The organism is Tardiphaga sp. (genome assembly GCF_044340795.1).
Classification (GTDB): domain Bacteria; phylum Pseudomonadota; class Alphaproteobacteria; order Rhizobiales; family Xanthobacteraceae; genus Tardiphaga.
Map to the genome: position 1 here is coordinate 1 of NZ_JBIISY010000076.1, position 26,116 is coordinate 26,116.

At 63.8% G+C, this 26,116-nt stretch carries 26 protein-coding genes; 15 read left to right on the forward strand and 11 right to left on the reverse strand.

Annotated elements, in window-relative coordinates:
* Window positions 1–95 (forward strand): PQQ-dependent sugar dehydrogenase (locus ACIQ17_RS14370; protein WP_398469751.1); only part of this gene is annotated, 95 nt, incomplete at its 5' end.
* 138 nt (window positions 96–233) lie between these two features.
* Here ACIQ17_RS14370 and ACIQ17_RS14375 read toward each other — a convergent pair.
* The gene (locus ACIQ17_RS14375) at window positions 234–587 is read right to left on the reverse strand and encodes a DMT family protein (protein WP_398469718.1); all 354 of its coding nucleotides are present in this window, start codon (window positions 585–587) and stop codon (window positions 234–236) included.
* A 209-nt stretch (window positions 588–796) separates the two neighbouring features.
* Here ACIQ17_RS14375 and ACIQ17_RS14380 point away from each other — a divergent pair, with 209 nt between their 5' ends.
* The 3 genes from ACIQ17_RS14380 to ACIQ17_RS14390 all read left to right on the forward strand — a co-directional run bounded on the left by ACIQ17_RS14380 (window position 797) and on the right by ACIQ17_RS14390 (window position 3,524).
* A complete protein-coding gene (locus ACIQ17_RS14380) occupies window positions 797–1,390 on the forward strand; it encodes a PAS-domain containing protein (RefSeq protein WP_398469720.1) in 594 nt (197 codons plus the stop codon).
* A gap of 206 nt (window positions 1,391–1,596) precedes the next feature.
* A complete protein-coding gene (locus ACIQ17_RS14385; RefSeq protein WP_398469722.1) occupies window positions 1,597–2,442 on the forward strand; it encodes a lysophospholipid acyltransferase family protein in 846 nt (281 codons plus the stop codon).
* 143 nt (window positions 2,443–2,585) lie between these two features.
* Window positions 2,586–3,524, forward strand: a complete 939-nt coding sequence (locus ACIQ17_RS14390; protein ID WP_398469724.1) for an aldo/keto reductase — start codon at window positions 2,586–2,588, stop codon at window positions 3,522–3,524.
* A 186-nt stretch (window positions 3,525–3,710) separates the two neighbouring features.
* Here ACIQ17_RS14390 and ACIQ17_RS14395 read toward each other — a convergent pair whose 3' ends face one another.
* Both ACIQ17_RS14395 and ACIQ17_RS14400 read right to left on the reverse strand, forming a co-directional pair.
* The gene (locus ACIQ17_RS14395; RefSeq protein ID WP_398469726.1) at window positions 3,711–4,934 is read right to left on the reverse strand and encodes a DUF1501 domain-containing protein; all 1,224 of its coding nucleotides are present in this window, start codon (window positions 4,932–4,934) and stop codon (window positions 3,711–3,713) included.
* Window positions 4,931–6,397: a DUF1800 domain-containing protein gene (locus ACIQ17_RS14400; protein ID WP_398469728.1), complete on the reverse strand. Its 1,467-nt coding sequence runs from the start codon at window positions 6,395–6,397 to the stop codon at window positions 4,931–4,933. The genes ACIQ17_RS14395 and ACIQ17_RS14400 overlap by 4 nt, the downstream gene beginning before the upstream one ends.
* A 122-nt stretch (window positions 6,398–6,519) precedes the next feature.
* Here ACIQ17_RS14400 and ACIQ17_RS14405 point away from each other — a divergent pair, with 122 nt between their 5' ends.
* The 3 genes from ACIQ17_RS14405 (at window position 6,520) to hemN (ending at window position 10,425) form a co-directional block, all read left to right on the forward strand.
* Window positions 6,520–6,744, forward strand: coding sequence for a hypothetical protein (locus ACIQ17_RS14405; protein WP_398469730.1), 225 nt, complete (start codon window positions 6,520–6,522; stop codon window positions 6,742–6,744).
* Between the two features lie 245 nt (window positions 6,745–6,989).
* Window positions 6,990–8,990, forward strand: a complete 2,001-nt coding sequence (locus ACIQ17_RS14410; RefSeq protein WP_398469732.1) for a lytic transglycosylase domain-containing protein — start codon at window positions 6,990–6,992, stop codon at window positions 8,988–8,990.
* A gap of 82 nt (window positions 8,991–9,072) precedes the next feature.
* Window positions 9,073–10,425, forward strand: coding sequence for an oxygen-independent coproporphyrinogen III oxidase (hemN, locus tag ACIQ17_RS14415; RefSeq protein WP_398469734.1), 1,353 nt, complete (start codon window positions 9,073–9,075; stop codon window positions 10,423–10,425).
* A gap of 6 nt (window positions 10,426–10,431) precedes the next feature.
* Here the strand turns inward: hemN and ACIQ17_RS14420 are convergent, their stop codons facing one another.
* The 4 genes from ACIQ17_RS14420 to ACIQ17_RS14435 all read right to left on the reverse strand — a co-directional run bounded on the left by ACIQ17_RS14420 (window position 10,432) and on the right by ACIQ17_RS14435 (window position 14,538).
* Window positions 10,432–11,913: a diguanylate cyclase domain-containing protein gene (locus tag ACIQ17_RS14420; protein WP_398469735.1), complete on the reverse strand. Its 1,482-nt coding sequence runs from the start codon at window positions 11,911–11,913 to the stop codon at window positions 10,432–10,434.
* Between the two features lie 101 nt (window positions 11,914–12,014).
* The gene (locus ACIQ17_RS14425; protein ID WP_398469736.1) at window positions 12,015–12,710 is read right to left on the reverse strand and encodes a glutathione S-transferase family protein; all 696 of its coding nucleotides are present in this window, start codon (window positions 12,708–12,710) and stop codon (window positions 12,015–12,017) included.
* 159 nt (window positions 12,711–12,869) lie between these two features.
* Window positions 12,870–13,580 (reverse strand): glutathione binding-like protein, encoded by a 711-nt coding sequence (locus ACIQ17_RS14430; RefSeq protein WP_398469737.1) that lies wholly within the window; start codon window positions 13,578–13,580, stop codon window positions 12,870–12,872.
* A 184-nt stretch (window positions 13,581–13,764) separates the two neighbouring features.
* Window positions 13,765–14,538, reverse strand: a complete 774-nt coding sequence (locus ACIQ17_RS14435) for a DUF4394 domain-containing protein (RefSeq protein WP_398469738.1) — start codon at window positions 14,536–14,538, stop codon at window positions 13,765–13,767.
* Between the two features lie 168 nt (window positions 14,539–14,706).
* On the opposite strand from ACIQ17_RS14435, the gene ACIQ17_RS14440 reads away from it, so the two are divergent.
* The 7 genes from ACIQ17_RS14440 (at window position 14,707) to ACIQ17_RS14470 (ending at window position 20,856) form a co-directional block, all read left to right on the forward strand.
* Complete coding sequence (locus ACIQ17_RS14440) at window positions 14,707–15,288, forward strand: sigma-70 family RNA polymerase sigma factor (RefSeq protein ID WP_398469739.1); 582 nt, start codon at window positions 14,707–14,709, stop codon at window positions 15,286–15,288.
* Entirely contained in the window at window positions 15,285–16,049 is a 765-nt protein-coding gene (locus ACIQ17_RS14445) for an anti-sigma factor domain-containing protein (protein WP_398469740.1), read from the forward strand. Before ACIQ17_RS14440 ends, ACIQ17_RS14445 begins: the two co-directional genes overlap by 4 nt.
* Window positions 16,050–16,121: 72 nt before the next feature.
* The gene (locus tag ACIQ17_RS14450) at window positions 16,122–16,499 is read left to right on the forward strand and encodes an antitoxin Xre-like helix-turn-helix domain-containing protein (protein WP_398469741.1); all 378 of its coding nucleotides are present in this window, start codon (window positions 16,122–16,124) and stop codon (window positions 16,497–16,499) included.
* Between the two features lie 12 nt (window positions 16,500–16,511).
* Window positions 16,512–17,231 (forward strand): RES family NAD+ phosphorylase, encoded by a 720-nt coding sequence (locus tag ACIQ17_RS14455; protein ID WP_398469742.1) that lies wholly within the window; start codon window positions 16,512–16,514, stop codon window positions 17,229–17,231.
* Between the two features lie 63 nt (window positions 17,232–17,294).
* Complete coding sequence (uvrB, locus tag ACIQ17_RS14460) at window positions 17,295–20,219, forward strand: excinuclease ABC subunit UvrB (protein ID WP_398469743.1); 2,925 nt, start codon at window positions 17,295–17,297, stop codon at window positions 20,217–20,219.
* Between the two features lie 50 nt (window positions 20,220–20,269).
* Window positions 20,270–20,572: a type II toxin-antitoxin system RelE/ParE family toxin gene (locus tag ACIQ17_RS14465; protein ID WP_398469744.1), complete on the forward strand. Its 303-nt coding sequence runs from the start codon at window positions 20,270–20,272 to the stop codon at window positions 20,570–20,572.
* On the forward strand, window positions 20,569–20,856 hold the full coding sequence (locus ACIQ17_RS14470; RefSeq protein WP_398469745.1) for an addiction module antidote protein: 288 nt from the start codon (window positions 20,569–20,571) through the stop codon (window positions 20,854–20,856). Before ACIQ17_RS14465 ends, ACIQ17_RS14470 begins: the two co-directional genes overlap by 4 nt.
* Before the next feature lie 6 nt (window positions 20,857–20,862).
* On the opposite strand, the gene ACIQ17_RS14475 is transcribed toward ACIQ17_RS14470, so the two are convergent.
* Complete coding sequence (locus tag ACIQ17_RS14475; RefSeq protein WP_398469746.1) at window positions 20,863–22,617, reverse strand: response regulator; 1,755 nt, start codon at window positions 22,615–22,617, stop codon at window positions 20,863–20,865.
* A 285-nt stretch (window positions 22,618–22,902) separates the two neighbouring features.
* Between ACIQ17_RS14475 and ACIQ17_RS14480 the strand changes: the two genes are divergently transcribed.
* Window positions 22,903–23,538, forward strand: coding sequence for a hypothetical protein (locus tag ACIQ17_RS14480; RefSeq protein WP_398469747.1), 636 nt, complete (start codon window positions 22,903–22,905; stop codon window positions 23,536–23,538).
* A gap of 42 nt (window positions 23,539–23,580) precedes the next feature.
* On the opposite strand, the gene ACIQ17_RS14485 is transcribed toward ACIQ17_RS14480, so the two are convergent.
* The 3 genes from ACIQ17_RS14485 to ACIQ17_RS14495 form a co-directional block, all read right to left on the reverse strand.
* Window positions 23,581–24,201 carry a DUF6680 family protein gene (locus tag ACIQ17_RS14485; RefSeq protein ID WP_398469748.1) on the reverse strand — a complete coding sequence of 207 codons (621 nt, stop codon included), beginning with the start codon at window positions 24,199–24,201 and terminating at the stop codon, window positions 23,581–23,583.
* Window positions 24,198–24,542 (reverse strand): hypothetical protein, encoded by a 345-nt coding sequence (locus ACIQ17_RS14490; protein WP_398469749.1) that lies wholly within the window; start codon window positions 24,540–24,542, stop codon window positions 24,198–24,200. The genes ACIQ17_RS14485 and ACIQ17_RS14490 overlap by 4 nt, the downstream gene beginning before the upstream one ends.
* Window positions 24,543–25,321: 779 nt before the next feature.
* On the reverse strand, window positions 25,322–26,116 hold a 795-nt coding region (locus ACIQ17_RS14495; protein WP_398469750.1), incomplete at its 5' end, for an MFS transporter.

Genomic DNA, 26,116 nt, shown 5'->3' on the forward strand with positions numbered 1-26,116 from the left:
TTCGCGATGTGCGCCAGGGGCCGGATGGCGCGTTGTGGCTGCTGACGGATAGTTCGTCGGGACGGTTGCTGCGGATTACGCCCGCAGGGAAGTGAGGCCTGCCGCTCCACTGTCATTGCCCGCGAACGCGGGCAAGCCAGTAAGCACCGGCAACGGCGATCATCACCAGCAGCAGTGTCTACTGGATCGCCCGGTCAAGCCGGGCGACGACAAGGCTGGGTGAACACGCTCGCTCACCACTTGTGAAAAATGAAAAACGCCCCGAGCGCGATGAATGCAAAACCCAGCGCGTGATTCCAGCCCAGCGGCTCCTTCAGATACAACACCGAAAACGCGGCAAACACGACCAGCGTGATGACTTCCTGCATCGTCTTCAGCTGCGCGGCGTTATAGACCTCGCTGCCCCAGCGGTTGGCCGGCACCGCCAGCCAGTATTCGAAGAAGGCAATGCCCCAGCTCACCATGATGATGAGCGGCAGCGACGCTTCCTTGAACTTCAGATGCCCGTACCAAGCAAAGGTCATGAAGATGTTGGAGGCCAGCAGCATCAGGATCGGCAGCAGCAGCGGCGAGATGGTGAAGGGCATTCGGCGGGTATCCTTGTCAGAGCGCGGCGCTAACATCCGGCGGTGTCGGCCGGTTCCAGCAAGCTCGATAGCATTTGAAACGAACACAGGGAAAATGCCGCTGCCGTCATCCACACCGCTTTAGCAATGGTGCTGGGAAAATGTGGGCTCTGGCGCAACGAGACGTCACTGTGCGATTAATACCTCTGTACGGACACGGGTAGCTCCCGATGCAGATCGACTGGCGCATGTTTCTCGATCCGGGAATTGAGACCGCAATCATCGTGATCGCGGCCGTTGGGCTCACGCTGGCCGTCCGCTTGCATCGCCAGCGCCGCGCCGCAAGGCTACGTACCGCCGAGCAGCACGCCACGGCCGAACGCCTCACCGCCGCGCTGGACCGTATCGATATCGGCATCGTGCTGCTGAATGCCGACACCCGCGCCGAATTCATCAATCGCGCGTTTCGTGACTACTTCGCCCTGCCCGATGCCAAGGCCGATAGCAAGCCACCGCTGATCGCGCTGATGTATCACGCCCGTGACACCCACGCCTACACCATCCCGCCCGATGAAATTGATCACTTCATCGCCCGCCGCATCGAGCAGATCCGCGGCGGCAACCCGGCTCCCGAAACGCTGCGCCTCGCCAGCGGCCGCGTGCTGCGCCTTAGCTGCACCGTGCTGCCCGATGGCGGCCGGATGCTCAGCTACACGCCGGTCACCGACCTGATCCGCCACGACGACGACCGCGCCAACCGCGACTACTACGTCGCCCTGCGCGGCAGCGATGTCTTCCGCAGCCGATTGGACGCGGCTGAATAAGCAGCGGTTGCAGCCTGTGGATCGTTAAAGTTGTCATGGCGGCGTCATCCGGCGCAGTTAGGTTTTTCCCGCAGCCGGTCGCTTCCCCCCGTCGCCGACGGGCTGTTTCCCCAGCGGTCTCCGTCAGTTGCCGCGCTGACCGGGACCGCTTCTTTTTGACTTTTGTTGGTTTTGCCTGCGACAGCCCCCATCGGTATAAGCAGCCCATGATCCGTCTCGTCGCCGTCGCCCTTTCGATGCTCACGATGATCCTGGTGCTCGCGCCGCTGCAGCTCGTCAGCATCGCGTTCGGCTGGCGTCTGCAGCAGGTCATCCCCCACATCTTCCATACCGTGCTCTGCGCGGTGATCGGCATCCGCATCCACGAGGTCGGCGAGCGTAGCAAGACCGCGCCGCTCCTGATCCTCTCCAATCATGCCTCCTGGCTCGACATCCTCGTCATCGGCGCGAAGACGCCGGTGGTCTTCGTCGCCAAGAGCGAGATCGCCAAATGGCCGCTGTTCGGCTGGCTCGCGAAGATGCAGCGCACGATCTTCGTCGAACGCGAGCGCCGCCAGACCACCGGCACCACCGCGCGCGAGATCGGCGACCGCATGGTGTCCGGCGATGCCGTGGTGCTGTTTGCCGAGGGGACGTCGAGCGACGGCATCCGCGTGCTGCCATTCCGGTCGGCCCTTGTCGGCTCGGTGCATCATGCGCTCGGCGAATCCACGCATCACGACAAGGTCATGGTGCAGCCGATGTCGCTGGCCTATGTCGGCTTCGGCGGCTTGCCGGTCGGCCGCGCGCTGCATGAGCGGATCGCCTGGTATGGCGATGTCGATCTGGTCCCGCATCTCGTCGGCATCCTCACCTCCGGCGCGATCGACGTCACCGTCACCTGGGGCGAAGCCGTGGCCTACGACATGTCCGCCGACCGCAAACAGATCGCACGCCACGCGGAAAATGCCGTGCGCCAGATGACGACGGCCGCGCTCCGCGCCGGCCCCCCGAAGAAAGCGGCGCAGCCCGTGGCCGAGCCGGTTGCAGAACCAGCGACGGCGATCGCCTGATCCTTGTCATCCCGGCGAACGCCGGGATCCATACACACCGAAGCTATGCTTGAAACGCCGTAGCCGCGGCATTGCGTTTCAACTACACAATCGGAGCTTATGGATCCCGGCGTTCGCCGGGATGACAGTCGGAAGGATCCCCCATGGAAATCCGCAATCTCGGCCGCTCCGGCCTGCGCGTCTCGGCCGTCGGTCTCGGCTGCAACAATTTCGGCCAGCGCACCGACCTCGAAACATCGCGAAAGGTGATCCACAAGGCCATCGATCTCGGCATCACGCTGTTCGACACCGCCGACATCTATGCCGGCATGGGCGGCTCCGAGACCGTGCTGGGTGAAGTGCTCGGCGACCGCCGCAAGGACATCGTGCTGGCCACCAAATACGCCAAGCCCATGAGCACCGATGGCACCAAGCAGGGCGCCTCGCGCCGCTACATCTTCAATGCCGTGGAAGCCAGCCTGAAGCGGCTGAAGACCGACTACATCGATCTCTATCAGCAGCACGAATTCGACGACCGCACGCCCATCGAGGAAACGCTGCGCGCGCTCGACGATCTCGTCCGCCAGGGCAAGGTCCGTTACATCGGCCATTCCAACTTCCCAGCCTGGCGCATCGCCGAGGCCGAATTCACCGCGCGCCAGATGGGCGTCACGCCCTTCGTGTCGAGCCAGGACGAATACAGCCTCGTGGTCCGCGACATCGAGAAGGACCTGCTGCCGGCGGCGCAGCAATACAATCTCGGCCTGCTGCCGTTCTTCCCGCTCGCCAATGGCCTGCTCACCGGCAAATACAAACCCGGCGCCGAGCCGCCCGCCGACAGCCGTTTTGCCAAGGCGCCCGCCTTGCGCGATCGCTCGGCCACGCCGCGCAACGAGGCGATGGTGGTGAAGCTCGACGCGTTCGCGCAGGCGCGCGGCCACACGCTGCTCGAACTCGCCTTCTCGTGGCTCGCCGCGCGGCCGCAGGTCTCCAGCGTCATCGCCGGCGCCACGCGGGTGGAGCAGATCGAGCAGAATGTGAAGGCTGCAAGCTGGAAGCTGACGGCAGAGGATATGGCGGAGATCGACAAGATCACGCTGTAATTCTTCTCCCTCCCCCAAGCCGCGTAGCGGCGCAGTGGGGAGGGTGGATCGATGCGAGCGTTCAGCAAGCGTCGAGACGGGTGGGGTCTCTCCACACGAAAGGACGGCGCGAGGGGATAGACCCCACCCGTCTCGAACGCTGCGCGTTCGATCCACCCTCCCCAGTCGCTTCGCTCCGGGGAGGGATTAACCCACCAATCCCTTCACCGGCTTCACCAGCGCGCTGTCCGGAAACACCCGCTCGGCCAGCACGCGCTCGCCGATGCCGAGATGATCGTGCAGCACACCCTTCAGCACCGCGCGCAGATCCGTCGTCGGCGCAAGGTCGCGGCCGTCATGCAGCCTGCCATTGGCCAGCCCCGGCCAGTCCGCAATGATCCGCCCGCCATTCACCGCACCACCGGCCAGCAGCGCGATCGTGCCGGTGCCGTGATCGGTGCCGGCGGTCCCATTGATTTTCGCAGTCCGCCCGAATTCCGTCGCGACCACCACCACCGTATCGCGCCAATGCGCACCGAGCCCGCTCTGGAATTCGGCCAGCGCCCCATCGAGCCCACCGAGCAGTTGCGCGAGCCGGCCGACCGGTCCGCCTTCCTGCGCATGGGTGTCCCAGCCATCGAAAGCCAGCGCCGCGACGCGCGGGCCGTCGTCAGCCGCCATCAGTTTCGCCGCGCCGCGCGCCACCTGCTTCATCGCCGTGATCGCATTGCCGCCTTTCGGCTTCATGTCACCGCCGACCGCGAGCTTGTCGAGCTTCAGCCCCTGCGACAGCGCGCCCGCCAATGCGGGATCGCGATCCTGATAGAGTTGCAGCAGCCGCATCGCCGTATCATCCGCCGCATTCGGCAGGTTGACCGGCGACCAGCCCACCGTCGGCGCGGCGCCACGCAGCACCAGCGGCGTGGTCGGCCCGACCGCGAGACCCGATGTCACCCGCTCGCCGCGCGGAAGCGCCTCGATGGCGCGGTTGAGCCAGCCTGACTGGACGCGGCCGGGACCGGGATAGCCGCTTTCCAGCACATCCTGCCCATCGAAATGCGAACGCTCGCGATAGGACGTTGCCACCGCATGCACGATGGCCGCCTGCTTGTCGCGATACATGCGGGCGAATTCCGGCATCGCCGGATGCAAGCCGAAGAAGCCATCGAGCCCGATGGCGGCATTCGGCCCGTCCTTCGAGAGCGCGATCGATCCATGCAGCCCGGCATAATCGGGATCACCCAGCGGCGCCACCGTCGCGAGACCGTCGAGCGCGCCACGCAGGATCACCACGATCAATCGTGGATCGCGGCTATCCGCAGCGCGCGCGAATTTCGGCAGGTAAGCCCAGGCCGCGAACGCAGCACCCGAGAGCAGCAGCGACCGGCGTGTTGGAGAGAGCGCGCGGCTTTCACAACAGTCCATCGTCATCTCCTCTGGAATTCCGGCGACATCAGCAACAATGCGAGCGCCTGCTGCCGCGTCTCCGCGCGCGCCACGGTCTGGCGCGTCTCCGTCGAGGCGGCCTCGCCCGCGACGACCTCGAGCAGCTCGCGCGGATCGATACTGTCCGGGATGCGCGACGACACCTGGGCGGCAAGATCGAGCCGCAGCTTCATGCCTTCCGGAACAGCCCAGGCGGCATTGCTGTCGGGAAAACCATTCGGCCCCGCCGGCGTCCAGAGCGGCTGGCCCAGTGCCTGCAGGCCGGCGAAGTAGCGATTGGGATCTTCGGGTATGCGCGCCAGCAGTCGACCGGTGGCGATGAGATATTCATAGGGCGTGCGCAGCTTGGTGACCGGCGCCTGCCATGCCTCGTTCGCATCCAGCAGCGCCAGCGCCACGGCCTTCAGGTCGCCATCGGTCTTCCTGAACACGCTCTCCAGCCGCGCCAGCAGTGCAGACGGAGGTGCATCCGCCACAAAGTGTTGCGCGAGCTTCAGCGCGATGAATTTCGCCGTCGATGGATGCCGCGCGATATCGGCCAGCGCCGCCTCGCCTTGCGCGACGCCGGTGTCCTCATAGGTCTTGCCGAGCAATGGCTGTGGCCCCGGCTCATGTGCATTGGCGTTGAAGACGAATGTGCCGGGCGCACCGAGCCGGCCCTCGCGTCCCACATAGGTCCAGCCGGTGATGATGCGCGCCAGCGATGTCACGTCGGCCTGACCATAGCCGCCACCGACGCCGAGCGTATGCAGCTCCATGATCTCGCGCGCCAGGTTCTCGTTCAGTCCCCGCTTCTGGTTCTTACTGGCGCGCGAATTCGGGCCGATGGACTGCTGGTTGTCGAGCAAGAACAGCATCGCCGGATGCTGCTCCACCGCGCGCAGCATATCCGCGAATTTGCCCAGCACATGCGGTCGGATCGCCTCGCGCTCGAACGACCCCGCCCACATCCGCGCCGGCTCGCCCTTGCTTGCGGAGATGCAGAAATGATTGGACCAGAACACCACCAGCCGTTCGACGAAGCCGCCTTCGGCGATGGTCGCCCGCTGGATCCGTGCCAGCGCCTCGGCGCGATAGGTCTTCTGCACCACATTCTGCGGCATCGCGGCCGGCGGCGGTTTCGGCGCATCGGGCTGCACCGTCATCGCCGTGTTGCCCACCATCGCCGGAGCGTCCGGCTTCTGCTCGGGCTCCGCAGGCGCTGCCTTGGCCGCCGCCTCCCGCGCCGTCCTGACTTCGAGTTGATAGGCAAACATCGCCTGTGCGAGTTCCGGCGTCGCCTGCAGGCCCGGCAGTTCCAGCATCGCCGCCTGCGGCCGCAGCAGTTCCGCCTTCACATAACCGCGCGGATCGGAGGCGGCGTTGACGATATCGCCCGATGCGCCGCCGCGGGCGCCGAAACCGAAACGATTGAGAGCGATCAGCGCGCCTTGCGGGTCGCGGGCCATCGGGTTTTCCTTAACGCGTCGCCGTCCTATGATGCAGCCGTGGCGACGATCATCTGCCCCGGATATGCGGGTCCGGCAGCTGAATGCCACATGAAGATCGCACGGAAATTGAGGCCGTTTGCATGACAAATCCGACAGGAGCCGACAGCTTGCCCGGCACCATCTCGCCGAGCCGTCGCCTGATCTGCTCGGCCTGCGGCACCGAATTCGGCTGCGACCTCTCCGGCAATTGCTGGTGCGCGGAGGAGCCCGCGAAGCTGCCGATGCCGACCACCGGCGGTGATTGCCTCTGCCGCGACTGTCTGCGCGAAGCTGCAGCCGCACATGCCCGCGCCAAATCTGCGTGATCCGGCTTCACTGACGCAGACATCGCGTCGGGACATATCGCCGCTGCGCGCGAACGGACCACCGCAAAATCTTGCGTGTCGCCGCGCTATGCGCGGCCATATCTTCCAAACAGCGCGTTACATTACAGAATGGCCATCTTGCTCCGCGTTGCAGCGCTGGATGCTTTGCACTTCATGAAGGTTTTCCGTCGATTCTGAGCGAAAGCCAGACGTGCGGATGACATCCGCCTGCATCGGAAAGCCCTGTGATCCATCTGCCTGTTTCCATTCGGCGCGCCCTCATTCCCGCCGGTCTCGCCGCCATCGCTGTCTTCGCCGACGCGCGCCTGTCGCATGCCGCCCAGCATCTGCTGTCACGCGACGATCTGAAGGCGGTGTCGGACGCGACGCGTCTGGCCGGCGCGGGCAAGCTCGATGCGGCGACCTCAGCACGCAACCACATCCGTGACCCGCTCGGCCGCAAACTGGCCGAATGGGTGATCCTGCGCTCCGATGGCGGCACGGAATTCGCGCGCTATGCCAATTTCATCCACGCCAATCCGACCTGGCCGGGCATGACGCTGATGGAGCGCCGCGCGGAAGCGCGGCTCTGGATCGAGCGCGCCGATGCCGCCACGGTGCGCACCTTCTTCGCCGGACGTGAACCTCGCTCCGCCCTCGGACAACTGGCGATGGCGCGCGCACTCGCGTCAGTTGGCGATGCCCGTGCAGCCCGCTATGCAAGCGCGGGCTGGCGCAGCGAAGGGTTTTCCTCGAGCACCGAAGCCGAGGTGCTCCGACTCTTCGGCGCCCGACTGACAAAGGCGGATCACACCGCGCGGATGCACAGCCGGCTCTATGCCAATGATTTCGACACCGCCATGCGTGCCGCCAAACATCTTGGCCCCGGCGCAGTCGCCATCGTCTCCGCGCGCACCGCGGTGATCCGCAAGAAACCGAAGGCCGCCGCGCTACTTGCGGCCGTGCCCGCCAATGTGCGCAGCGATGCCGCCTATCAGTTCACCCGCATCCAGTGGCTGCGCCGCAGCGGCCGTGACAGCGAAGCCGCACAGCGGATGCTGACCGCGCCGCGCGATCAGAGCGTGATCAACAGCCCCGACATCTGGTGGGTCGAACGCCGCGCGCTGGTGCGCTCGCTGCTCGATGACGGCAAGGCCCGGCTCGCCTATCGCGTGGCACATGATGCCGCGCCGGAGAAGGAGACCTACCGCGTCGATCGCGCCTTCATGGCGGGCTGGATTGCGCTCCGTTTCCTGCGCGATCACCAGACGGCAACGCGCCACTTCAACGAAATCCCCGGCCTGACCCGCGGCCCCACCGCGCTGGCGCGTGCGCAATACTGGCTCGGCCGCGCGGCCGAAGCCGGCCGCAACCGTCAGGGCGCGCAGCAGCATTTCGCTCTCGCATCCCAGCATGGCACCACTTATTACGGCCAGCTCGCCTGCGCCCGCATCGGTTGCCGCAACACCAAGCTCCGTACGCCACCAGCCTTGAGCCAGACGCAACGCGCCTCGCTCGCCAATCGCGACCTCGTGCGCGCGGTCGAGATCCTCTACGCCTCCGGCAATCGCCGCCTGGTCGTGCCCTTTGTCGGCGATCTCCATCGCGCCAACGACACTGCCTTGCTCGCGATGGTCGCCGAGTCCGCCAGGCAGCACCGTGATCCTGGCGCGATGCTGGCGGTCGGTCGCGCCGCGCTCAATCGCGGCCTTGCTTTCGACAGCTACGCCTTCCCGGCAACCGGCCTGCCGGACTTTTCGCCGATCGGCGCCAGGACCGACAAGAGCCTCGTTTATGCCATCACCCGCACGGAGAGCGCCTTCAATCCGCGCATCACCTCGGGCGCAATGGCCACCGGCTACATGCAGGTGACGCCCGCCGCCGGCCAGACGCTGGCGCGGCGCATGGGCTTCACCTTCAGCAATGACCGCCTGCACAACGATCCCGCCTATAACCTGCAGCTCGGCTCGGCGGAGATCGCCAATCTGCTCAGCGACTATGACGGCAACCACGTGCTCGCTTTCGTCGGCTACAATGCCGGACGCGGCCGCGTGCGCCAGTGGATCGAGCGCTATGGCGATCCCCGCCAGGCCAATGTCGATGTCGTCGACTGGGTCGAGCGCATCCCCTATGCGGAGACGCGCAATTACGTGCAGCGCGTGCTGGAAAACCTGCAGGTCTATCGCTCACGCTTCGGCAGCCCGGAACTGGCGATCGAGGCACACATGCGGGGCAAACAGGGATAGTCATCCGGACGAGCAATTGAGATATCGCAAAGCCCCGCCGCGCGACCAGATCTAGTTTGCCCTCGACACGAGGGCGAACACCATGCGATCGGACTGGGCGAGATCCTACGGGCAAGACCGGCTGCCGCGCTATACGAGCTATCCGACAGCGCCGCATTTTTCCGCGGGGATCACCGACACGCATTATCGCCAGTGGCTGGCCGCACTGCCGGCGCAGCAGCCGGCGTCGCTCTATGTCCATGTCCCGTTCTGCCGCGCCATGTGCTGGTATTGCGGCTGCCACACATCCCTGACCAGGCGCGATGAGCCGATCGCCATCTACACGGCCGCCCTGCGCCGCGAAGCCGGGATCGTGGCAGAGACCATCGGCCATCGGCATCCGATCTCGCATATCGCCTTCGGCGGCGGTACGCCGACGATCATGTCGCCGGACTTATTCGTCGACCTCATGGGCACGCTGCGCTTTGCCTATGACGTGCTGCCCGATGCCGAGATCGCCGTCGAGATCGATCCGCGCACCTTGACCGCCGCGATGGCGGACGCACTCGGCCAATGCGGCGTCAATCGCGCCAGCCTCGGCGTGCAGAGTTTCGATCCCGCTGTTCAGCGCGCGATCAACCGCGTGCAGGGTTTCGAGCAGACCGCGAACGCCGTGCAGTCGCTCCGCCAAGCCGGTGTCGGCAAGGTCAACTTCGACCTGCTCTATGGCCTGCCGCTGCAGAGCGTGGACTCGTGCCTCGATACGGTTGCCCGATGTATCGCACTGCGCCCCGATCGTTTCTCGGTGTTCGGCTATGCGCATATCCCCTCCTTCAAGAAGCATCAGCGCAAGATCGCGGAAGCGACATTGCCCGACAGCCCCGAGCGGCATCGGCAGTCCGAAGCGATCGCCGACGCCCTGATCGCGGCCGGCTATGTCCGCATCGGCCTGGATCATTTCGCACTGCCGGAAGACAAGCTCGCCATCGCCTTGCAGGCCGGCCGTCTGCATCGCAATTTTCAGGGCTACACGGATGACAATGCCTCGACCCTGATCGGCCTCGGCGCCAGCGCCATCGGCCGCACACCGCAGGGCTTCGTGCAGAATGCGGTCACGACGCGCGACTATCTCGCGCGGATCGCCGAGGGCCGGCTGGCAACGGTGAGGGGCTATCTGCTCACCGAGGACGATCGTTTCCGCGCCGACCTGATCGAGCGCATCATGTGCGACATGGCGGTGGATCTGCCGGAAGTCGCGCGCCTGCACGGCCGCGCCCCGGATTCAGCCATCGTCGATCACGCGCGCATCGATAGTCTGGTGGCGGACGGCGCCGTGATGCTGCTGGATGACCGGCTGTCCGTCAGCCATGGTGCCGAATTTCTGGTTCGCAGCGTGGCTTCCGCCTTCGATGCGCATCTGGCGCGCTCGACGGCGGTTCACAGCCGCGCGGTCTGACAAAGGTTACAGATTGCGCGCCGTCCGGCTGCGGCGATCGCGCTCCGGCTGCTCGTAATAGCTGCGCTTGGCCTGCAGCATCTCGATGTCCGCCCGCTTCACCACGTCTTCCAGCGTTTCATTGGCAGCGCTGGTGGCCATCCCGACCGACATCGTCAGGGACGTGTCGGGATAATACTGGTTGTTGAGTTCGACCAGTTCCGCCAGCGTGGTCAGCACCTCATCGCCGCCGACCGCATCGGTGAGCGGCAGAACGACGGCGAATTCGTCGCCACCGACACGTGCGACCGTGGCCGGCTTCTCCACCAGCGACGAGAATACCTCGCCTGCGCGTCGCAGCAGCGCATCTCCGGCATTGTGCCCCAGCGTGTCATTGGCCGCCTTCAGCCCGTTGAGATCGGCGATGATGATGGTGATGGGATTGGAGCTCTTGCGACGTCGCTCCAGCCGATTGAGCTCGTCCGTGAAGAAGGCGCGGTTATACATGCGCGTCAGCACGTCATGGGTGCCGAGAAATTCGAGATAGGCCTCCGCCTTCTTGCGCGCCGTGATGTCGGTGAGCGCGACCTGCACCTGCGACCAGTCGCGTTCATGGCCCGGCAGCACCGAGAATTGCAGCAGAAGATGCAGCTTGGTGCCATCGAGCGCATAGTTCACGACCTCGCGCTGCTGGAACAGCCGTCCCTCCCACAGGTCGACCAACTGCTCGCGAAAATGCGCGCTCATTTCATCGCGGAACACATCGGACAGGCTGAGCAGCAAGGTCTGCTTGTCCGGCGCGCAGAACATCTCGAGCGTGCGGCCATTGACATCGAGCACGCGGATTTCGCTCATGCAGCGCTCGACGAACTCTGCATGCACATCCGTGAACACCCGAAAATCCTCGACGCCGCGCGCGCGCACATCGTCGATCAGGCGCTTGACGCCGCTGAAATCCTCGACCCACAGCGACACCGGCGAATGCGCGAACAGGCCGAACGCATAATTCTCGCTCGCAGCCAGGCGGCGTCGCGCGGTTTCGCGCTCGGTGACATCCTCGATGGAAATCATCACGCGCTTCCAGCTGTCCTCGTAGCCCGGCAGCACCCGGCCATGCAGCTGCACGTCGAGACGCTCACCCTGCAGGGTGTAATTGACGGTGTGGCTGGAGAAGGTGGTCTGGCCGCTCCAGAGTTGCGACAGTTCCGAGACATGGCTCTTGAACGTATCGTCGCGCATCACCAGCCCGAGGCTGACCATCAGGTGATTGAGATCACGCGCGCCGAACAGCGACAGCGTCTTCTGATTGACCTTGAGAATGCGGATCGATTGCGAGCATTGCCGCACGCGCTCGGGATTGGCGAGCAGGAAGGTTTCGATGTTGTCGACGCCCTGCTTCTGCCACTGCTCGAACAGCGCCTTGACCTCGCTGAAATCCTCGATCCACAGCGAGACCGGGGCGAGGTCGAACATCGTGGTGTCGCTGTCGACATTGGGCTGAGAAATCATGGCGTCCTGCCAAAAAGATTCGCGTGAATGAACGGCGGTATTCTAGTGCAACCGGCCTGCCGGAAAAACAACCAACGACAACCGCCGCCGTTGCACGATGTCTAGACGTTGTACCCTGCCGATTTCCGCGCCATGCCGCCAAATGCATCGAGCAGTTTTCCGCGCCAGACATAAACGGGATCATCGGGCTGCAGCAACTGGAACCCGGAGATCGCCCGCGCCCATTGGAATGGTCCGAACACGATGTAATCGGCGTAGTTCGGCTGTTCACCGCCGAGAAAGGGCTGGCTCCGCAGCGTGAGCCGCAGCGGATCGAGCGACTTGCGAAATGTCAGGACATCCTGATCGCGATTGGCAGCGACATCCTCCAGCGTCTTCTTGAAACGCGCTTCACGCGACTGCCGGAAATAGGCCTGATCGGCCGGACGCAGATGGTCATGAATATCCATCAGGATCATCGGCACCATGCCGGGGATCACCACGGCATCGCCCCACCAGTTGATCATCCGCCCCATCGCGCGCCCGCCTTCGCCGCCGAACAGCGATGGACGATCCGGATAGGTGTCTTCGAGATAGGTCGCGATGGTCCAGGAATCATTGATCGCGCGCTCGCCATCGAGCAGCACGGGTACCTTCTCGGACTTGTGCGCGGTCAGCGCATCTTTTTCGGTGAAGCGCCACGGGATCGAGGTCGCCTCCAGTCCCTTATGCGCCAGCGCCATGCGCGTGCGCCAGCAATAGGGGCTGAACGGACGATCGTCTTCAGTGCCGACGAGTTCGAACAATTGCAGGGTCATCAAGTTCTCCGATAAAATTTCCGCTGCGCTCGCCCTTGTCGTCGCCCGGCTTGACAGGGCGATCCAGTAGACGCGGGCAGAAGTGTTATGCCTGTGGCTGCGATGTCTACTGGATCCCCCGCTTTCGCGGGGGATGACAGACAGAGCTGGTCTGTGCGGTCAACTCTTCACCACATGCGCCGTTTGTCCGAACAGGATCTTGCGCTCCTCATCGGTCTTCACCGGCGCCTGGCCGAAATTCGGGTTGACCTCTTTCGCGATCGCATAAGCCCGCTGTACGGCGGGGCGCTGCGCGATCCGCTCCAGCCAGTGCTTCAGATGCGGGAAGTCGTCGATGTCCTGGCCCTGGTTCTTGAACGGCACGATCCACGGATAGCTCGCCATGTCGGCGATCGAATAGTCGCCCGCGATATAGTCGCGATCGGCGAGGCGCTTGTTGAGTACGCCATAGAGCCGGTTGGTCTCGTTGACATAACGATCGATGGCGTAGGTGATCTTCTCCTGCGCATAGTTGCGGAAGTGATGGTTCTGCCCGGCCATCGGCCCGAGCCCGCCCATCTGCCAGAACACCCACTGGATCGCATCGTACCGTGCATAGAGATCGGACGACAGGAACTGTCCCGTCTTCTCGGCGAGATAGACCAGCATCGCGCCGGATTCGAAAATCGAGATCGGCTTACTGCCGCCCTTCGGCTCGTGATCGACCAGCGCGGGAATGCGGTTGTTCGGCGCGATGGCGAGGAAGTCCGGCTTGAACTGATCACCCTTGCCGATATTCACCGGGATCACCTTGTAGGGCAGCCCCGTCTCTTCAAGAAAGATCGTGAGCTTGTGGCCGTTCGGCGTGCTCCAGTAATAGAGATCGATCATACGGCGGTCCTGCTGATGACGAGATGAGCGCCCGCGAAAAAGCGGGATGCGGCGAGTTCGCCAGATCGCATGATCCAAGTCAATCGCGCGGCTGCCACCCTTTGCAGGGCGGCCCTGCAACGAGCGAATGCCGCGCAATGGCGCACGCGACACTCCTCGTCCCTTATGACGGCGATCGACGGAATTACATGCCCATGATCGCGATATCGGTCACCTTGCCGGTGACGCCAGAGATCTTCGCGGCTTCGGTCGCCTTGCCGGTGGCGAGGTCGACGGAATACAGCGTGTCACCCGACATCAGCCATGCTTCGTTCTTGGTACCGTCCGACCAGATATCGAAGGCAGCCGCAGTCGGCTTGATGCCGAGCTTGCCGACGGCGCCGAGAATGCCGTCATTCGGCGGTGCCTGCTTCACCAGCGCGCCGATGGTGCCGTCGATGTTGAACAGCGTGGTCTCCTTGGTGCCCTTCACCGAATTGGTATAGGCGCCGGCGATGACATTTGGCTTCTCGCCCTTGTGCATGTCGGTCTCGGCATATTTGTGATCGCCGTCCTTGGTGACCTTGCCGTCATCCACATTGGCGCGCAGGCTCATGCCGTCCGAGCCCATTACGCGCAGGCGATCGGCGACGGGATTGAAGTCGACGGTGGCGGTGACGCCCTTGGTGAGCATGGTGTCGAGCTTGGACTTCACCGTTGCCTTGCCATCCTTGGCAATGGTCACCACGGTTCCGTCATCGACCAGGCCATAGAGCATGCCATCGGCAGGACGCACATCGATGCCGACCAGCGCGCCAGAAATACCGGTGACCTTCACGGAACCCGTGGCCTTCTTCTGTACGGTATCGACCATAGCGATTGTGTCGCCGCCAACGAGAGCAGCCACCTGCGCGGCATTGGCTGCGGCGGTGGTCATCAGCAATGCAGCGGAGGCGGCGAAAAGCGTACGAACTGACATGAAGTGCTCCCTGTGTTTCCGCGATCCCGGCGGGACCGATACAGGGACTACCGGCCGCATCGACCAAACGGATGCACGCGCCCGAAAATAATTTTCGTGCCTGTGTCGCGCATCGGTGCATCCAAATGCCGCACAGCCACGGTACAGTGACTATGCAAGAGCATGAACATGACCGGGAATGCCACCATCACCAAAGCATCGCGCGATGACGATGCGAGCGACACCATCGCGCGCGAAGCCCAGCTCGCAGCTGCGCTCGCACGCTGTGCCGCGGGCGATCGTGCCGCGCTGCAGATGATCTATGCCAGCGAAGCCCCGAAAATGATCGGCATCGCCCGGCGCATTCTGTTCAGGCAGGACCTGGCGGAAGAAGCCGTGCACGACGCCTTCGTGCGGATCTGGCGCAGCGCCGCCTCGTTCGATCCACATCGCGGCGCGGCGCGCGGCTGGCTCTATGCGGTGGTGCGCAACCGCGCGCTCAGCATTCACCGCAACGAACATCGCTATGACGCCTCCGATGACAGTGCGCTAGAGATCGATTGCGAGGCGACCATGACGCAGATGCCGGAGACATCCGCGCTGCGCAAATGCCTCGAGCGCATCGACCGGCCGCGCCGCGACGTGGTGGTGCTGGCCTATGTCCACGGCATGAGCCACGGCGAACTCGCCGGCAAACTCAAGGTGCCGCTCGGCACCGTGAAGAGCTGGATCCGCCGCAGCCTGTTCTCGCTGCAGGAGTGCATGGGATGAGCATGCACGACAGCACCGCACGCCCCGACGACGATCTCGCCGCCGATTATGTGATGGGCCTGCTGGAAGGCGCCGAGCTCGCCACAGCCGAGCAGCGCATGACGACCGACATCGCCTTTGCCAAAGCCGTCAATGTCTGGCGCGAGCGACTGGCCGATCTCGATGCCACTGCCGAAACATTGGAGCCGAGCGCGGGCCTGTGGGATCGCATCGCCGAGTCCACCAAACTGAAGCCCGTGATTCCGCTGCCCGGCGCGCGCGCGGCGCTTGGCGGCGCCACGCTGTGGCACAATATCCGGTTCTGGCGCGGCGCCGGCATCGGCAGCGCCTTCGCGGCCCTGCTGCTCGCCGTGATCCTGATCGGTGCTCTCGGTACCTCACGGCAACTCCGCAACGAGCTGATCGCGCTGGCACAGAGCAAGCCGGTCTATGTCGCCGTGCTGGTCAACGACACGACCCATGAAGCCGGCGCCATCGTCAACGCCTTCTCGAACGGCCGTGTCGAACTGATCCCGCTGCGCCCGATCGACGTCCCCGCCGGCCGCACGCTGCAGATCTGGACCCTGTGGGACCGCACGATCGGACCGAAATCCATCGGCCTCACCGGCCAGTCCCGCACCCTGCAGCTCGATCTCAACACGCTGCCGGAAACCGTGGCCGATCAGCTGTTCGAGATCACCCTCGAACCGGAAGGCGGCTCCCCGATCGGGCGGCCGACCGGGCCGATCCTGTTCAAGGGGACCACCGCGAGGGCGTTGTAGACCCTCGCCCTTGCAAAACCGCTCCTTCATTCCTATGATTGATTATGTTGTATTTCAATCTGAGGAACGGGAATGAACATTGCCCCGCTCAGCCTCGCCCAGGATGAATGCCGGGTTCTCACCGAGGCGGTGAGCCGGGTGGCGACGCTGTGGAAGCTGACCAATGACCAGCTCGGCGCCATCCTCGGCCTGTCGCCGGCCACCGCCTCGCGGCTGCGGTCCGGCGCCTTCGTGCTGGAGCCCGCCAGCAAGCCGTTCGAGCTCGGGCAGTATCTCGTCCGCCTGTTTCGCAGCCTGGACGCCATGATGGGCAGCGACGACATCGGCGCCATGGCCTGGCTGCGCACGGCCAATCTCGATCTCGGTGGCCGACCGATCGATCTGATCCGCACCATTCGCGGCCTGAGCGACGTCACCGACTATGTCGACGATTTTCGCGCGCAAGTCTGATCGCGCCGCGTAATGATCCCGAAAGCCCGACACTTCATCGCCTATGATCGCACCGTGTGGCGCATGGTCGAAGCGCAACACCGTATCTCGACCAACCGGCTCGCCGCGAATGCCGACGATCAGGCATTGCTCGAACGTCTCGTCGACCAGGCCAAGCCTCCGCTGCCCGCCACGGCGCGGCACCTGCACTACCTGCTCGCCACACCGTTCCGCTACGGCTACGCAAAATCCTCGCGCTTTCGCCGTGCGCGCGAACGGCCGGGCATCTTCTACGCATCGGAGGAGATCACCACGGCCGTTGCGGAGACGGCCTATTGGCGGCTGCTGTTCTTCTCGCGCTCCCCCGGCTTCACGCCGCCGAGCAACACGGTCGAGCATTCGGCCTTCACCGTGCCGCTGACCATCACCCGCGCGCTCGATCTCACCGCCAAACCCTTTGTGGCGCATGCCTCCGCCTGGAGCGATCCGACCGACTACACCGCGTGCCAGGATTTCGCCGCCCGGGCACGCGGCCTCGATGCGCAGCTGATCCGCTACACATCCGTCCGCGATCCCGATCATCGCGCCAATCTCGCGCTGCTCGATCCCGCCGGCTTTGCCCGGGCGACACCGGCGATCGAGCAGACCTGGCACTTCCGCTACGAGGCCGGCACCATGACCGCCTATGCGGCGATGCCATCGGATCAGCGCTACAGCTATTCGGTGGAACAGTTCGGCATCGCCGCCGGCTGACAAGGCCGCGTTCTGCCGGTGCGGGGCCTTTCATCATCCCGGGACTCGCCCCATATTCCGGCCATGGCGAAGAAACCCGACACTCCGAAAAAGCCCGCAAAATCAACGAAGACGCCGAAAGCCAAGCCCGGTGCCGGGCGGCCGGAGGTGAAGCCGATCGGGCCGGCACTGGCGGAACTGCTGAATCCCGCCATCAATCGCGGCGATGCCGGCATGGGCTCGGGCACCGGCCTGCAGCCGCCGCCGAGCAATTCCTTCGAACGCCGCTCCGGCGGCGAGGCCGCGGTGCATCGCGCGCGCAAATCGACGCCGAAGAAATTCGAGGGCGATCAGGGCATGCGCCCGACGCCGCTGCAACCCTTTCCGCAGCCGGTGGTCGCGCCCTATGCGCCGCGCCTGAGCGAGCAGAAAGGTTTGGAGGAGGCACCACAAGCCAACTACAACACCTCGGCCTCGATCCCGACACTGGATCCCGAACTCGCAAAACAGCTCGGCTTCACCACCGAGGAGGAAGACGCCGAAGCGCTGACCGCGCGCCCGCCGCGCAACAAGATGGAAGCGCTCGGCGTGCAGGCGACCGCCGATGCGCTGGAAGCGCTGATCCGCGACGGCCGCCCGGAATTCCGCAAGCAGGACGGCCGCGACCATGTCTGGACGCCGCATCGCCCGCCGCGCCCGGACAAGTCCGAAGGCGGCGTGCGCTTCGAGCTGAAATCCGCCTATGAGCCGAAAGGCGACCAGCCCACCGCCATCAAGGAGCTGGTCGAAGGCATCGACCGCAACGACCGCACGCAGGTGCTGCTCGGCGTCACCGGCTCCGGCAAGACCTACACGATGGCCAAGGTGATCGAGGCGACGCAGCGCCCGGCCATCATCCTCGCGCCGAACAAGACGCTCGCCGCCCAGCTCTATGGCGAGTTCAAGAACTTCTTCCCCGACAACGCCGTCGAATATTTTGTCAGCTACTACGACTACTACCAGCCGGAAGCCTACGTCCCCCGCACCGACACCTATATCGAGAAGGACTCGTCGATCAACGAACAGATCGACCGCATGCGCCACTCCGCGACGCGCGCGCTGCTGGAGCGCGACGATGTCATCATCGTCGCCTCGGTGTCCTGCATCTACGGTATCGGCTCGGTCGAGACCTATACGGCGATGACCTTTGCGCTGAAGAAGAACGAGCGCATCGACCAGCGCCAGCTGATCGCCGATCTCGTGGCACTGCAATACAAGCGCACCCAGCACGACTTCACCCGTGGCACGTTTCGCGTCCGCGGCGATGTCATCGACATCTTCCCGGCGCATTACGAAGACCGCGCCTGGCGCGTGAACCTGTTCGGCGACACCGTCGAGAGCATCGAGGAATTCGACCCGCTCACCGGCCACAAGCAGGACGAGCTTGAATTCGTGAAGATCTATGCGAATTCGCATTACGTCACACCGCGGCCGACGCTGATCCAGGCCATGAAGTCCATCAAGGACGAACTGAAGTGGCGGCTCGAACAGCTGCACAATCAGGGCCGCCTGCTCGAAGCCCAGCGCCTCGAACAGCGCACCACCTTCGATCTCGAAATGATGGAAGCCACCGGCTCCTGCGCCGGCATCGAGAACTATTCGCGCTATCTCACCGGCCGTCGCCCCGGCGAGCCGCCACCGACCCTGTTCGAATATGTCCCCGACAATGCCCTCGTCTTCGCCGACGAGAGCCATGTCACCGTGCCGCAGATCGGCGGCATGTTCAAAGGCGACTTCCGGCGCAAGGCGACGCTGGCGGAATACGGTTTCCGCCTGCCCTCCTGCATGGACAACCGCCCGCTTCGTTTCGAAGAATGGGACATGATGCGCCCGCAGACCGTCGCGGTGTCGGCGACGCCGTCGGGCTGGGAGTTGCAGGAAAGCGGCGGCGTGTTTGCCGAGCAGGTCATCCGCCCCACCGGCCTGATCGATCCGCCCGTCGATATCCGCCCGGCCCGCACCCAGGTGGATGATCTCCTCGGCGAAGTCCGCGCCACATCGGCCGCGGGCTATCGCTCGCTGATCACCGTGCTCACCAAACGCATGGCGGAAGACCTCACCGAGTTCCTGCACGAACAGGGCATCCGCGTGCGCTACATGCACAGCGACATCGACACCATCGAGCGCATCGAGATCATCCGCGATCTCCGCCTCGGCGCCTTCGATGCGCTGGTCGGCATCAACCTGCTGCGCGAAGGTCTCGACATTCCCGAATGTGCCCTCGTCGCCATTCTCGATGCCGACAAGGAAGGCTTCCTCCGTTCGGAAACATCGCTCATCCAGACCATCGGCCGCGCCGCGCGTAACGTCGATGGCCGTGTGATCCTCTATGCCGATCAGATCACTGGCTCGATGGAGCGCGCGATGGCGGAAACCACGCGCCGTCGTGAAAAGCAGGTCGAATACAATGTCGCCAACGGCATCACGCCGGAAAGCGTCAAGAAGTCGATCGGCGATATTCTCGGCTCCGTCTATGAGGGCGATCGCGTGCTGGTCGATATCGGTGGTGGCGGCATGGCCGACGACGCCATCGCCATCGGCCATAATTTCGAGGCAGTGCTTGCCGATCTCGAAGTGCGGATGCGCGAGGCCGCGGCCGATCTGAATTTCGAGGAAGCCGCCCGCCTGCGCGATGAAGTGAAACGCCTGCGCGCCACCGAGCTTGCCGTCGTCGACGATCCCACCATCAAGCAACGCGGCGTCGCCGCGCGCGGTGGGGCGTATAAAGGCGAGAAGAAATACGGCAGCGCCGCCAACCTGCCGGCGCAGCTCGACAAGGCCGCGCAAGGCAAGGCCCGCGGAAAATTCGCCAGCAAGGCGCGAAAACCGACGCTGGATGAAATGGGTCCAGGCATGGAGAGCAAGATCTTCCAGCCGACCAATTCGCGGGAGTCAGGTCCGGAATTCGGACCAGCGCCGCGGTCAAGCGCCGGAGCGCCCGGGCGTCGGGGTGGGTGGAAGAAGAAGTGAGTTAGCGGCCGCTCGTTGACGAAAACGCGTCTGTAGCGTATAAACTACAGATGCCGATCATCAAGGAGACTGATGAATTCTCGGTTTGGCTAGGTGATCTGCGGGATCGCCAAGCCCGTATGCGTATCATGTTACGGATCGACCGGCTCGAGGATGGAAATCCAGGCGACGTTGCGCCAGTCGGCGACGGCGTCAGCGAGATGCGCATCCATTATGGCCCAGGTTATCGTCTGTATTTCTCGCGTCGCGGAGAAGAGTTGATATTGCTGCTTTGCGGCGGCGACAAAAGCTCTCAGCGCAAGGACATTGCCACCGCCAAAATGCTAGCGCGCGGATGGAAGGATAGAGCATGACAAACGTGAAATTCTACGACGCGGCTGAGTATCTCGACAGCCCAGAGATGATCGCAACCTATCTCACCGGGGCATTTGAATCAGAAGACCCTGCGTTGATTGCAAAGGCGATCGGCAATGCCGCCCGCGCTCAAGGCATGACGGATGTCGCCGAGAAGACGGGCCTATCGCGTGAGAATCTCTATCGCGCACTAGGCGGCGATGCGAAGCCTGAATTTGCGACGGTGCTTAAAGTGCTGCAAGCACTGGGCATCACCCTGGTCGCACAGACCCGCGCCGCATAGCAGCGCTCACCGCCGCAGCGCCACCACATTGCTGCCGCCAGCCTCCACGCCCAGCAGCCGCTTCACCTTCGCCGCAAAATCCGGCTGATGGAACGGCTTCTGCGCAATCCGCTCCTCGCCGATGTCGCGCAGCGCGGTGAGATCCGCATAGCCCGTCACGAACAGCACCGGCAGCGTCGGAAATTCCTTGGCGATGGCGCGCGCCACATCGGCACCGTTCATCCCCGGCATCGCATAATCCAGCACCACCAGGTCGAATGCCGCATCCGAGCGCGCCAGCAGGTCGAGCCCGGCGCCGCCGCTGCCGGCGTCCTGCACGCTGCAGCCCATGCGCTGCAGCAGCGACACCGTGATCTCGCGCACGGCGCTGTCGTCGTCGATGACAAGCACGCGCTTCGAGCCTGGCACCAGTTCATGCGCGGCCGCGACATCCACAGGCGCCGCCGCCTGCGCGGTCTCGACCACGCGCGGCAGATAGACCTTCACCACCGTGCCTTCGCCGATCCGCGTCTCGATGCGCACGCCGCCGCCGGACTGCTTGGCAAAGCCATAGACCTGCGCGAGGCCGAGCCCGGAGCCCTTGCCGACTTCCTTCGTGGTGAAGAACGGCTCGAAGGCCCGCGTCAGCACGGCGTCGGACATGCCGGTGCCGGTATCGGCCACCGACACCACGACATAGTCGCCCGCCGCCGGCTCCTCCGGCCGCTCGGGCGCGCCGACCACGGCATTCGCCGTCTCGATCGCCAGCGCCCCGCCGACCTGCATCGCATCGCGCGCATTGATCGCCAGGTTGAGGATCACCAGTTCGAGCTGGGTCTGGTCGACCATTGCCGGCCACAGCTGCGGATGCAGCACCAGCTCCAGCTGCACGCTGCCGCCCATGGAGGAACGCAGCAGGTCCTGCATGTTGGAGACGCTCTCGTTGAGATCGATCGGTTTGGCTTCCAGCCGCTGCCGGCGCGAAAAGGCAAGCAGCTGCGCCGTCAGCTTGGCGCCACGCTCCGCCGCCGCTTTCATGTTGGCGACGCGGCGGCCGAATTTCGGATCGCCGGCATGGCTGCTGTCGCGCTGCAGGAATTCGAGATTGCCGAGAATGACCGTGAGCAGATTGTTGAAATCATGCGCCACGCCCGAGGTGAGCTGGCCGACGGCCTCCAGCCGCTGCATCTGCCGCAGCGTGTCCTCCAGCCGGTCGCGCTCGTCGATCTGCTGCTGCAGCTCCGCGGTGCGCGCATCGACGCGCTGCTCCAGCGACTGGTTGGACTCATGCAGCATGCCGAGCAGCCGCACATGTTCGAAGGCGATCGCCGCGCAGCGCGCCAGCGTCTCCAGCCGCTCGACGGTCGCTTCCGACGGCGTCCACATCTCCGCCCAATAGGCGCCGATCGCCGCGGTCACGTCGGGCGCGCCCACCGGCGTCATCACCATGCTGCGCACGAAGGTCGGCCGATACACTTCATGCGGCACGCGCGTATCGAGATAGATGTCGGGGATCACAACGGTCTCGCGCTTCAGCATCGCCCAGCCCGAAACGCAGTCGCCCATCGGAAAGATGCCGCCGACCCAGAGCGGCCCCACCGCATCTTCCGCCACATAGTGGCAGAAGTCGCCATCGCGCAGGATCACGGTGATGCCGTCGGCGCCGGCGATATCGCGGGCATAGCGGCGCACGACATCGACGATCGCATCCATGCTGCGTGCACCGGCCAGCGCCTCGATCCCTTCGAGCAACTGCGCCCGCGCGATATGATCGACGTCCATGAATCCCCTGCCGCGATGACCATCGGACGCGGACAGGTTACTGCATCGGCAGCACGCTGGCTACGCGACACGGCATGGGAGCCATGGGTTCCGTTTCACAACATCGCGCGACCACGGCGGGCGGGGGCTGAACCCTCCGCACCCGCCGTGGCGCTCGCTGTTCCCCATCGGCAGCGAACCCGACTGACGCGCAGACTGCCCGAAAGCGCGCGATGATGATGGTCTGAATTGAACATGCGCACCGCTTTGCGCGACAGATGCAAATACCACTTCGGGGACCCATCGATGTCGTTTCGCACCACCGCTCTATCCGCTGCCCTCGTCCTCGCCTTCCTCACATCCGCGCAAGCACAACAGCCAGCCCTACAGCCCGCAGCCACGCCGCCGCTGACCATCGCTTGCAGTGGCCCGTTCGCGAAGGAGTCATCGCACGCAAGATTGCAGCAGGCGTTTGGTGCGCAGGTCGTGGCGATCCAGAAAGTCGATGGCGCCGAGGGCGAGACCTTCGAGGCCAGCGTGCTCTATCGCTCGGAGCCGGCCAGGCGCTTGGAGGTGACATGGCATGACGACAAAAAGCGCAGCGGTCTCTCGGCCGCGAGCGTGAAGACGCCGTCGACCTGGACCGGCCCCGAAGGCATCCGCATCGGCATGACGCTGGACGAGGTCGCGAAGATCAATGGCCAGCCGTTCAGGCTGAACGGCTTTGAATGGGACTATGGCGGCTATGTCGTCGATCTCAAGGGCAAGCTCGCCAGCCTCCCCGGCGGCTGCGGCATGACGCTCCGCTTCTCGCCCGGCATGGCGCTGGACGCGAAGAAACATGCGGGACTGATCGGCGAGAAGAAGCTGTCGTCATCGGACGCAAAGCTGCTGGCGGTGAAGCCGGTGCTGGTGAGCTGGAGTGTGGGGTATGGGGAGTAGCCCCCCACACCGCTGACTAACAATCCTCATCGATAAAAACTCTTACGTCCCAGCAGGACTCGACGAAGCAGTATGAGGTGGAGGAGGAAATTTCGCCGCCGCTGGATCGGGTTGAAAAGGCGAGATCGGCAGGGCTCTCTTACCCAACAATAATTCGACAGCGAGCTGACGAATGGCATTTTGCTCGGCCTCCATGTTTACCCAACCTTGAGGCGCATATGAATACTTGGCTAACTCCCTTTTATCGAGAGCGAAGCCAAGGTGCCGCCCAATCTCAAACATCAGCTCGTTGAAGACATCGTCGCGCTGATCGACAAATCGACGGATAGATTCATCGTTTGATCCGGGAGGCAACGGAGGACCACCGAGGTTATCAATGTACTTTTTGTAAGCTGCGATAACTTTTTCATCATCGTGAAACTCCGTCTGAATGACATTCAATGAGCTCACATGATCCAATGACAACGTAGCACGCCTTGTTTTCATCAAAGCATGAAAAGTGTTGTATTTTCGCCTGAGCTTTTCTCGAGAAACTTCGAAACGAAGTGTAAGCTGCACCGCAACGATAGGACCTAAAACGATCGCAATGGCAGTCATCACGAGGATCGCTACGTTGAGCCAGTCCTTAAACTGCATACACCAAAAACCATCAGGACAGCTCATTCGGTAATATCCTTCAGTTTCTCAAATTTGGCATTCACAGGTCCGAGCGGAGTTTCAATCGTAATCACGCGCCCATCGGCAAAGTCTGCTGGGAATTTCAAACTAGTCGAGATTCGAGTCGGAGCAACACCAGCCGGTGCACCGGTAATAAGCGAGACTCCAGCGGGCAAAACATACTCGACGACTCCTTCTAAACTCCCGTCGGGATTTGTTGTGTATGAGCCGCTATATTGCATCGTCGCGACATCGACCCCCGCTAGAACTCCTCCACCGATATAAAAGAGACCGATACTCTGCCCCGCAACGCCAGTAAGGTAGGCCACGTAAAGGGCTTTGGTCATATGCACCCCATTTTTTTTGAGTCGTGAAAGCAGCCGAAATTTCTGCCTAGAAGAACTTACTACGATTCAGACTAGGCACCGCAACACTCGTAAATGCTATTTAGTTGAACTGGCTTGTTCTGCTGACCTCGGACTTTATTATTTGATGGAGCCCTCCTCGCACTCGCAAACGAAGAATTGACAAAATTCCTAACACGCCCTATCCTCTCCCCGTCCTGTTCACGAGGGGCGCTTCTCGAGGGCGTCTTGAGTGGTGGAGCAGGATACGGAGCCCGCGGCCTGCCTCGCAAGCAGGACTCGGGAGGCCGGGGGCCACCGAACCTCCCCACTATGAGGGGGCGCCGATAGTTCGGCTGCGACGGCACAGGCGAACGGCGGGAAACCGCCGGGATCAGCGGCTCGGAAACTTGCTACGGCAAGGAGTAAGGGACGTGCCGGTGTGCGACATAGCGGTCCTCCAGCCCAAAATCCCGTGATGGCGCGCCGAGAGGCGTTGCGATGGGTGGAGGCTGACGTTTCAGCCCGAGCACATCGCATGGACTACCCAAATTGCGCTTCTTGGCGCGTCATTCCCCTCATCTTCCGAGGGGGAAACCAGGGAAGTCCACTTCGCGCCGCGAACGCGACAAGGACGGCGCGTGCGCGCGAGAAATTTTCCAGGACGTGGCTGTTTGACATGTGGAGACGGGAATGATGCCGGGTGTCGGGCTCAATTGTCATCGCCCGGCTTGACCGGGCGATCCAGTAAACGACGGCGAACATCGTGCACGTTACGCGCCCTACTCCATCAGCGGCCTGTTCGCCGTTTCCGGCGCCAGTGCGATGAATGGCAGGCCGACGAGATAGATCGCCGACAGCAGCGAGATCGCCAGCGGATAGCTGCCGGTCGCAGCCGACAGTGCGCCGATCAGGGTCGGGCCGGCGGCGCCGAGAATGCGGCCGAAGGAAAATGCAAAGCCTGAACCGGCGCCGCGCAAGGTCGAGGGAAACATCTCGGGCAGCCAGATGGTGAACAGGCCGAACACGCCATTGGTGAAGAAGCCGAGGATCGGCAGCAGCACCAGGAACAGCGTGAGGCTGTCGAGCCAGGCCAGCGCGATCTGATAGCTCACCACCACGGAGACCAGCGCGCCGAGAAAGAACAGCACGGCGGTGCGGCGGCGGCTGGCGAAGCGCATGGTGATCCAGGGCACGACGAGGCAGCCGATCAGCGTGCCGACATTGGTGATGAGGCCGGAGATCGCGCCCATCTGCTGCGCGGCGACGGGCGTCGATCCGGCCGCGGTGAGTTTGGTGATGATCGCCGTCGGCGCCCAGTAGTTCGACGACCACAGGCCGAAGATGATGCAGGACAACAGCGCCGCGGCAGTCCAGGTGGTGCGCGCATGATCCTTGCTGAACAGCGCGGTGAAGGACGGCTTTGGCAGATCGTGCGCGGATTTGCGCTTCGGTTCGGGAATGCTGATGCGCAAGTAGGCGATCAGCAGCGCCGGGAGGATGCCGAGGAAGAACATGCCGCGCCAGCCGAGCGTGGAGCCGGCGACGAGCGTGACCAGGGCCGCGAGAAACAGGCC